Genomic DNA, 7,859 nt, shown 5'->3' with positions numbered 1-7,859 from the left:
TTACGGCCTTGGGCCACCGTCCGCACCTTGCGGATCTGGAACTCCATCGCACCCCTTGGGCTGGGGTGTTGCGACGACTCCTAGAACTCAAGCACACGAGGGGGGCCTCACGGCCGTCGCGGCCGGCGCGGGCGCGCGGCCGAGGGGGTCAGCGCACGGTCGCGGCGGACGCCTCTTCCACCAGGTCGGTGACCGCACCGGGCTGCGAGACGGACACGGCGTGCGAGGCCTTGATCTCGACGCTGTGGGAGTGGGCGCGCTTCGCCATGAAGCGCTGGGCGGCGGCCGGGATGTTCTTGTCCTGGGTGGTGATGAGGTCCCAGGAGGGAATCGTCTTCCAGGCGGCCTCGGTGGCCTTCTCGTCCAGGGCGGAGGCGGCGATGGGACGCTGGGTGGCAGCCATGAGGGCCGCCGTGGCACGTGGTACGTCGGCGGCGAACTGGTTGTGGAACTTGGCGGGGTCGATGTACAGGTCGGTGCCCGTACCGCCGCCCTCCAGCGGGAAGGGGACCTTGTTCAGGGTGGCGCCGAGCGTGCTGCCGGGGAACTTGCCGGACAGCTCGGCGGCGCTCTCGCCCTTGGCCGGTGAGAAGGCGGCGATGTAGACGAGCGCCTTCACGTTCGGGTCGTGGTCGGCGGCCTGGCTGATGACGGCGCCGCCGTAGGAGTGGCCGACCAGGACGACCGGGCCCTTGACGCTCTTGAGCAGTGCGGCCAGATAGGCGGAGTCGCCGTTCAGTCCGCGCAGCGGGTTGGCGGGGGCGATCACCGGATAGCCGTCGTGCTCCAGGCGCTTGATGACGCCGTTCCAGCTGGAGGCGTCGGCGAAGGCGCCGTGGACGAGGACCACGGTCGGCTTCTTGTGGGTGGTGCTGTCGGCCGATGCGGTCGCGGGAGCGGCACCTGCGGTGGCCGCGAGGGTCACCGTGGCCAGACCGGCGACGGACGCCAGGGCGGCGGCGTAGAGCTTGGAACGACGGGTGAAGTGCTTCATGACTGCTGCTTCCTTGGGTGAGGGGGGCAGTGCCTCTGCGACGGCCGTAAGTAGATCACACAATCAAGTCGTGCACAACTTAATTGTGCACGACTTTATCGGCTGCCGATCAAGGGCTCCCGGCCTCTCGATCGGAGGCGCGCCCGGCGCCCGCTCTTGCGGGAGAATGATCGTTCTCGTACGGTGGACGTCAGCGGAGAACGAGCGTTCTCCGGTGGCGCCGCTGGGCGCCCTCATCCGATGGAGACGACATGGCAGACGAACCACGCCCTCCGTTCCCGCCCTTCACCCGGGAGACCGCTGTCGAGAAGGTGCGGCAGGCGGAGGACGGCTGGAACTCCCGCGACCCCGCGAAGGTCGCCCTCGCCTACACGGTCGACTCCCGCTGGCGCAACCGCGCGGAGTTCGTCGACGGCCGCGACGAGATCGTCGCCTTCCTGACCCGTAAATGGCGGCGGGAGCTGGAGTACCGCCTCATCAAGGAGCTCTGGGCCTTCGACGGCAACCGCATCGCCGTGCGTTTCGCCTACGAGTGCCACGACGACTCGGACAACTGGTTCCGGTCCTACGGCAACGAGAACTGGGAGTTCGACGACAACGGCCTGATGCGCAAGCGCTATGCGTGCATCAACGACCTGCCCATCACGCAGGCGGAGCGTCTGTACCACTGGCCGCTCGGACGCCGGCCCGACGACCACCCGGGCCTCAGCGACCTGGGCCTGTGACCATGCGCCGACGAGCCGTCGCCGCCCCGGGACCCGCCAGGGGAGACGACGGACTCAGGCGCCGAGTCCGGCGACCCGGGCCAGCCTTCGGTACGAGTCCACGAGCGCCGTACGGTCGTACGTGCTCGTCGTGACGAGCACCTCCCGCGCCCCGGTCTCCTTGAGCAGGTTCTCCAGCTCGTCGGCGACCTGCTCCTCGGTGCCGGCGATATGGCCGGCGAGCCCGGCCTCGTAGAAGCCGCGCTCCTTGGCGGTCATCGTCAGGGACTCCACGCGCTCGGCGGGCGGCAGGGGCGGGAAGGTGCCGTGGGTCCGCGCATACGCCATAGACCACGCCTCCGGGAGCAGGATGCGGCGGGCCTCCTCGGGTGTGGCGGCGACCGCGATCGTGCCGGAGACGACGACATACGGCTCGCTCGCCCGTGGGGAAGGCCGGAACGTCTCCCGGTAGTGCTCGATTCCCCGGAGCATCTTCTCCCGGTTCCGCAGGTCTCCGATCACCATGGGCAGCCCTGCCCGTGCGGCGATCGTCGCGCCCTCGCCCATGGCCAGTACGAAGGGCGGCACGGTCAGGCCCTCGGAGGGGCGCGCATGGACGCCGGTGGGGGAGGAGCCGCGGAACCACCCCAGAAGTTCGTCGAGTTGGCCGGCGAAGTCGTCGGCGTCGTCCTTGTCCCGGCCCAGTGCCCTGCGCACCCCGTCGGTGAAGCCGACGGAGCGGCCGAGGCCCATGTCGATCCGGCCGGGGAAGAGAGCCTCCAGCACGCCGAACTGCTCGGCCACGACCAGCGGCCGGTGATTGGGCAGCATCACGCCGCCCGTGCCCACCCGGATGGTTCGGGTGGCCGCCGCGACGGCCGCGGCCAACACGGTCGGCGCGGACCCGGCGACGCCGGGCACACCGTGGTGCTCCGAGACCCAGAACCGGTGGTACCCGAGCCCTTCGGCCTCCTGGGCCAGTCGCACGGTCTGCTGCAGGGCCTCGGTCCCGTCGTGCCCCTCGCGGGTGCGCGAACGGTCGAGTACGGAGATACGGGTCTGTGCGGTCACGGCGCTCACAAGGGCTTCAACGCCCGGAGCGGCGGGTGATTCCCGGCGGTCGCCGCCTCAGCCGCCGGAGACGTTCGCGGTGATGAGGCGCAGGAGCTGCCCGGCCTGCACCTCCTGCTCGCGGGTCAGGCCCATGGCGTCGCCGATGGCGGGCGGGATCGTCCACGCCCGGTCCCGCAGGCGGGCCCCGGCGTCGGTCAGACGGATGGCGACGGAGCGTTCGTCCTCCGGGCGTCGCTCGCGCCTGAGCAGACCGCTCGACTCCAGACGCTTCAGGAGGGGCGAGAGAGTGCTGGACTCCAGTTGAAGGGCCTGGCCCAGATCGCGTACGGAGATCGAGTCCTGGTCCCACAGCACGAGCATCACCAGGTACTGGGGGTAGGTGAGGCCGAGTTCGTCCAGCAGGGGCCGGTAGCGTGCGGTGACGGCGCGGGAGGCCGCGTACAGGGCGAAGCAGAGCTGGTCGTCCAGGAGCAGGGAGACCTCCTCGGCCGGTGCGCCCACGGCGCCGTTCGCTGCTTCTGTGCTCTGCTGCATGGCCGGCTCCACCCTGGTGTTCACGTCCTCTCCGAATTCTATAGAGCGCGAATTGGTCGTGAACCACTCAATAGGGTCCTACGGCGCCGGATGTGCGACCGCGCCGACGGGCTGCTCCTCGCGCGTCCTCGCGCGATGCCTGTCCCGTCGGCGCGTGTCCGGTTCAGCCGACGTGAACCCGCGGCCGCCGCTTGCGGTCGGTCTCCGCCTCGCGCAGTACTTCCCTGGTGACCGGGGCGACCTCGCCCTGGCCGAAGAGGAAGAACCGCAGGAAGTTGGCGAACGGGCTGCCCTCGGTCCACTCGAAGTAGATGTGCGGGATGCAGCCGGTGGTGTCGCGGACGTGGAGCATCAGGGCGGCGAGGGCGTTGGGGATGGAGGACGACTCCAGGGTGAGCACGCGGTAGCGGTCGTGCAGGACCTCACCGCGTACGGTCAGACCCGCCTCGAACTCCGAGGGGTCGGTGACGGTCACCTCCACGAAGACGAAGTCGTCCTGGGGGGTGATGTCGTTGTCGGCGCGGATCTGCTCGATCTTGTGGCGGTACTCGGCGGCGTCCCGCTCGCCGGGCTCGTTGGCGATGAACCGGATCTTCCGGCTGGCGATGTCCCGCACGAACCGTTCCGCCATGTCGTCCAGGGCCACGCTGGTCACGCGGAGCTCGAAGGACCGGGCGAGGCGGGACAGCAGCGACACGAGGATGATCCCGGCGATGAAGCAGGCACCGATCTTCACACCGTCCGGCCGCTCGATCACGTTGACGACCGTGGTGTAGAGGAACACCGCGGATATCACCGCGAAGGCGATGGTCCAGTTGCGCTGGCGGGCCTTGCGGGAGGCGATGGTCACCGCGATCGCCGCGGAGCTGATCAGCACCAGCACACCGGTGGCGTAGGCGCCGCCCTGGGCGTCGACGTCGGCGTCGAAGATCCAGGTGACGAGGAACGCGACCAGGGTGAAGACCATGACCATGGGCCGCACGGCGCGGGCCCAGTGCGGGGCCATGCCGTAGCGGGGGAGATAGCGCGGCATGAGGTTCAGCAGGCCGGCCATGGCGGAGGCGCCCGCGAACCACAGGATCGCGATCGTCGAGACGTCGTAGACCGTGCCGAAACCGCCGCCCAGATACTGGTGCGCCAGATACGCCAGCGCGCGCCCGTTCGCCTGGCCGCCGGCCTTGAACTCCTTCTCCGGGATCAGCAGCGTCGTGATGAAGCTGGTCGCGATCAGGAAGCCGCTCATGATCAGCGCGGCGGTCGTGAGCAGCTTCTTCGTGTCCCGGATCCGGCCGGTGGGCTTCTCCTCGGTGTCGTCCGCGTCGCCCTGCACATGGGGCATGACGGCGACCCCGGTCTCGAAGCCGGACAGGCCGAGCGCCAGCTTCGGGAACACGAGCAGGGCCAGGCCGACCATCACGAAGACATTGCCGTGCTCGGCGGTCAGGGCGCCGGTCCAGTCGGTGACCACATGTCCGGCGGTGACGACATGCCACAGGCCCACGGCGACCACGACCATGTTGAGGACGAGGTAGATGCCGACGAGGGCGACCGCGACCCCGATCGCCTCCAGGAACCCCTTGAGGAACACCGCGCCGAGCAGGGCCACCAGCAGCAGGGTGATCAGCATCTGGTGGCCGTGGAGGACGCCGGTGAGATGGGGGTTCTCCACGAGGTGGGTGGAGGCGTCGGCGGCGGAGAGGGTGATGGTGATCAGGAAGTCGGTGGCGGCGAAGCCGAGCAGCGTCAGCACGAAGAGCTTGCCCTGCCAGAAGGAGAGCAGCCGTTCCAGCATGGCGATGGAGCCCTCGCCGTGCGGGCTCTCCTCGGCGACGCGGCGGTAGACGGGCAGGGCGCCGGCCAGCGTCACGATCACCAGCACGATGGTGGCGATGGGGGAGAGCAGACCGGCGGCGAGCGCGGCGATGCCGGGCTGGTAGCCGAGGGTGGAGAAGTAGTCGACACCGGTCAGGCACATCACCCGCCACCAGCGCTGCCCCTTGTGCGCGGGTGCGGGCTGTGCGGCCGCAGGGGTGGAGCCCTTGCCCATGTCGGACAGCCCCTCCAGCATCCACGCCCGCAATCGGCTCGCAGGTGGGTGTTCGGTGGTGGCCATCGGCGTGCTCTCCTGGTGTGCGGCTCGGTGGGTGAATCGGCCATCACACGGACGGCCGCACCAGCGTAAGCAGAGAGTGACGTCTCGGCCCACGGTTGAGGCGGGCTGCGGCGTCAAGCTTGCGTTAAAAACCGCCGGACCGGCGTAAGTGGGGAATCAAACCGACATCAGGGACGCATCAAAGGACTGGGCCCTGGCGGTCCGGATATGGCGTGCGGCACATGAGGGCGGTCCCCGCGCCCTGTGAACACACAGCGTCATGTCGATGCGGCCCTGGCGGTCGACAGGCAACGGTGACCACCGGATCCGTCAAGGCGCTGTGAATCCCGGCTGAGAGAGCGGACGCCGCACTCGACACCGCGGGGCCGCCGCACGAGGGCTGACGCATACGGCGGCCCGCGGCTCTACGAGCCACGGGCCGCTCAGCCGGTTCCGGCACCACCGCCGTTGTACCGGGACCGACGTCCTCAATTCCGCTACTCCAACCCTGACACCTTGAACACGGTGAGGGCGGTCTCGCGGTCGACCCGCTGCTGGACGCGGCGCAGCGCGGTCTCCCCGCACATCAGGCAGCCCAGCTCCGCCGCGGCGCGGGCGTCGTCGTGCAGCCGGTGCCACAGATCGGGGTTGTTCACCAGCACCTGGGGATCGAGCTCGACCCGGCCGCCGAGCGCGTCCCGGAGCACCAGCCGCTGGGAGACGCCGTCCAGACAGCGCACCGACACCAGCAGGTCGGTGCGGACCCGCTGCGTACGCAGCAGTCCGCGCGAGGCCAGCCAGCCCTCGCCCGCAGTGATCCGCCGTGGGTACAGCACCACGAACAGCAGCAGGGACAGCGCGCACCACATCGCGGTGCGCCCATGAGTCGCTGTGCCGGCGCCCCAGTCGATCAGGAGCAGCATCGCGAGGAGCGCGGCCGCACAGCGGACCGAGCTGTGCAGTTCCTTCGTCCAGCGGCGGTCGGACAGCGCCCGCCCGGGTTCCGCCGCGGGCGCGCCGGTCACCTCGTGTCGCACGTGGTCACGGCCTTCCATACCACCGACGGTAGACAGCGGGGGAGCCGGACGAGAGGTGCCTTGATGGGATCCTGATGTGCCGGGGGTGCTTCTTGACGCCGACTGGCGCGAGGAACGCGCAAGAGCGCACGGATCCGGCCGGAAGCGGCCAGAACCTGGGTGCACCCGCGTGTCGCCCCGCACGCGGCCCCGCACGTCGCCGTCACGGCGGGCGTGGCGGCTCTGACGTCCGCGTTCCCGGCCCTGTACGACGACCGGCTGTGCCTCGCCGTGCTCGTGCTGATCACGGCCGTCAACCTGCGCCGCATCGTGGAGTCCGCCGGACCTCGCAGCGAAGCACTGAGGGCGCAGCATGGCCCCTACGGGAGCCGGCGGCCCGGAGTTGCTCCGGAGCCGCCGGCTCCCGCCTTCGTCGTACCGGTCGACCGCCACCGGTATCGGTGATTCCGTACGAAAGGAGAGGCGCACGCCCATGAGCCGGATGCTGGTGGTGGAGGACGACCCCTCCATCGTTCGTGCCCTCGTCATCAACTTGCAGGCCCGTCGGTACGAAGTGCACGCGGCACCCGACGGCGCGACCGCTCTGAGCCTGGCAGCGGTCCACCGGCCCGATGCGGTCCTGCTCGATCTCGGCCTGCCCGACATGGAGGGCGTCGACGTCATCAGAGCGCTGCGCGGCTGGACCCGGGTGCCGATCCTGGTGCTGTCGGCCCGTCAGGCCGCGGGCGAGAAGGTGGCGACCCTCGACGCGGGCGCCGACGAGTACATCACCAAGGCCTTTCGACATGGACGAGTTGCCGGCCCGGCTGCGGGCCGCCGTCCGCCGCTCGGACCAGGGACCGCCCGCCCACCGGACGGACCAGGTCACGACCGACGACTTCACCATCGACCTGCCCGCCAAGAAGGCGGTACGCAACGTCCAGCAGATGCCGCTCGGTAGGGGCGAGCCGCACTTCACGGCGATCCTGGTCACCAACCCCGGGCGGCTGGTCACCCAGAAGCATCTGCTGCAGGAGGTCTGGGGCGTCTTCGGGTCTACATGGCCCAACTGCGGCGCAAACTGGAGCGGGACCCCGCGCACCCCCGCCATCTCATCACAGAGCCCGGGATGGGCTACCGCTTCGAGCAGTGATCCCCGCCCCGTTGACGCGCCCGCAGGGATGCGTCAACAACGCGTCAGTGTCGGCCGGATCGCCGTCAGCGTCGCGTCACCGGGACTCGGAGGGCGGTGTGGACCGGCGTAGCGTCGATGAAGAGCCCCGGTCCGCCTCCCCGCGTAAGGCCGGGGCCATCAGTCACTTCACGCAGCCGACATCGCGCCGTCACGGTCGGTTGCGTCCCTGGAAGTGGTGTACCGGTTCCCACCTGATCCGGGTGTTTGTCCCGGCGTCGGAGTGAGGGTCCGGATATGAGAACGGCCACCG

General features: G+C 69.8%; 9 protein-coding genes. 4 read left to right on the top strand and 5 right to left on the bottom strand.

Translation table 11 applies throughout. The features are described from left to right. Nucleotides 1-148: 148 nt before the first annotated feature. A complete protein-coding gene (locus tag ACFY2Z_RS41370; RefSeq protein ID WP_390749155.1) occupies nt 149-994 on the bottom strand; it encodes an alpha/beta fold hydrolase in 846 nt (281 codons plus the stop codon). Nucleotides 995-1,245: 251 nt separating this feature from the next. On the opposite strand from ACFY2Z_RS41370, the gene ACFY2Z_RS41365 reads away from it, so the two are divergent. Beyond that, nucleotides 1,246-1,719, top strand: coding sequence for a DUF1348 family protein (locus ACFY2Z_RS41365; protein ID WP_390749154.1), 474 nt, complete (start codon nt 1,246-1,248; stop codon nt 1,717-1,719). A gap of 54 nt (nt 1,720-1,773) precedes the next feature. Here ACFY2Z_RS41365 and ACFY2Z_RS41360 read toward each other — a convergent pair whose 3' ends face one another. From ACFY2Z_RS41360 to ACFY2Z_RS41345, 4 genes are all read right to left on the bottom strand, one after another. After that, complete coding sequence (locus ACFY2Z_RS41360; RefSeq protein WP_390749153.1) at nt 1,774-2,778, bottom strand: LLM class flavin-dependent oxidoreductase; 1,005 nt, start codon at nt 2,776-2,778, stop codon at nt 1,774-1,776. A 48-nt stretch (nt 2,779-2,826) separates the two neighbouring features. Further along, nucleotides 2,827-3,306 (bottom strand): MarR family winged helix-turn-helix transcriptional regulator, encoded by a 480-nt coding sequence (locus ACFY2Z_RS41355; protein WP_390749152.1) that lies wholly within the window; start codon nt 3,304-3,306, stop codon nt 2,827-2,829. Between the two features lie 163 nt (nt 3,307-3,469). Beyond that, nucleotides 3,470-5,419 (bottom strand): amino acid transporter, encoded by a 1,950-nt coding sequence (locus ACFY2Z_RS41350; RefSeq protein ID WP_390749151.1) that lies wholly within the window; start codon nt 5,417-5,419, stop codon nt 3,470-3,472. Nucleotides 5,420-5,895: 476 nt separating this feature from the next. Next, nucleotides 5,896-6,453 carry a hypothetical protein gene (locus tag ACFY2Z_RS41345; protein WP_390749150.1) on the bottom strand — a complete coding sequence of 186 codons (558 nt, stop codon included), beginning with the start codon at nt 6,451-6,453 and terminating at the stop codon, nt 5,896-5,898. 141 nt (nt 6,454-6,594) lie between these two features. On the opposite strand from ACFY2Z_RS41345, the gene ACFY2Z_RS41340 reads away from it, so the two are divergent. The 3 genes from ACFY2Z_RS41340 to ACFY2Z_RS41330 all read left to right on the top strand — a co-directional run bounded on the left by ACFY2Z_RS41340 (nt 6,595) and on the right by ACFY2Z_RS41330 (nt 7,567). Next, nucleotides 6,595-6,879: a hypothetical protein gene (locus tag ACFY2Z_RS41340; RefSeq protein ID WP_390749156.1), complete on the top strand. Its 285-nt coding sequence runs from the start codon at nt 6,595-6,597 to the stop codon at nt 6,877-6,879. A gap of 28 nt (nt 6,880-6,907) precedes the next feature. Continuing rightward, nucleotides 6,908-7,375 (top strand): response regulator, encoded by a 468-nt coding sequence (locus ACFY2Z_RS41335; protein ID WP_390749149.1) that lies wholly within the window; start codon nt 6,908-6,910, stop codon nt 7,373-7,375. A gap of 99 nt (nt 7,376-7,474) precedes the next feature. Beyond that, on the top strand, nt 7,475-7,567 hold the full coding sequence (locus tag ACFY2Z_RS41330; RefSeq protein WP_390749148.1) for a winged helix-turn-helix domain-containing protein: 93 nt from the start codon (nt 7,475-7,477) through the stop codon (nt 7,565-7,567). The last annotated feature ends 292 nt before the right edge of the window (nt 7,568-7,859 follow it).

The organism is Streptomyces sp. NPDC001222 (assembly GCF_042896945.1).
Taxonomy (GTDB): Bacteria; Actinomycetota; Actinomycetes; order Streptomycetales; family Streptomycetaceae; genus Streptomyces; species Streptomyces gibsoniae.
The sequence above is the reverse complement of the archived record's forward strand: the minus strand, read 5'-3'. Positions and strand labels throughout refer to the sequence as shown.

Coding starts and splice junctions, on each gene's coding strand:
- ACFY2Z_RS41335 (WP_390749149.1), top strand. CDS start 6,908: ATGAGCCGGATGCTGGTGGTGGAGGACGACCCCTCCATCGTTCGTGCC.
- ACFY2Z_RS41350 (WP_390749151.1), bottom strand. CDS start 5,419: ATGGCCACCACCGAACACCCACCTGCGAGCCGATTGCGGGCGTGGATG.
- ACFY2Z_RS41345 (WP_390749150.1), bottom strand. CDS start 6,453: ATGGAAGGCCGTGACCACGTGCGACACGAGGTGACCGGCGCGCCCGCG.
- ACFY2Z_RS41355 (WP_390749152.1), bottom strand. CDS start 3,306: ATGCAGCAGAGCACAGAAGCAGCGAACGGCGCCGTGGGCGCACCGGCC.
- ACFY2Z_RS41365 (WP_390749154.1), top strand. CDS start 1,246: ATGGCAGACGAACCACGCCCTCCGTTCCCGCCCTTCACCCGGGAGACC.
- ACFY2Z_RS41330 (WP_390749148.1), top strand. CDS start 7,475: ATGGCCCAACTGCGGCGCAAACTGGAGCGGGACCCCGCGCACCCCCGC.
- ACFY2Z_RS41370 (WP_390749155.1), bottom strand. CDS start 994: ATGAAGCACTTCACCCGTCGTTCCAAGCTCTACGCCGCCGCCCTGGCG.